Consider the following 315-nt stretch of genomic DNA (forward strand, 5'->3'; position numbering starts at 1 on the left):
ATTAATGGTTAGATCTCTTCGGATGAGATCCTCATCTAAGCTCACATCTGCATCTGTGAAAAATTGAAAGCCATGTTAACCAACGCCTGATTTTCTTTCTGTACGGGCAAGCGCATATTCTTCTTTTGTTTTAGGATGTAGAAATACAGGGAAGTCTTTGCCAACGGGCTGATAACCCTCAGCGAGCAATTGATCGGGTGTTGCACCGACCACAACATAATCTTTTTCGTGATAGGGATGCCCAAGTAACTGATCTCGAACAGCACCGCCTACTAAATAAACTTGCATGAAAAAACCTCTTTGAGGGCTTATTAG

At 42.2% G+C, this 315-nt stretch carries 1 pseudogene; it reads right to left on the bottom strand.

Features of this window, described 5'->3' with window-relative positions:
- Positions 1-75: 75 nt before the first annotated feature.
- Positions 76-315: pseudogene (locus AC2Q9J_RS17770) on the bottom strand (hypothetical protein); the annotation flags it as partial.

It is taken from the genome of Planococcus sp. RAB007_Raresut (assembly GCF_057369535.1).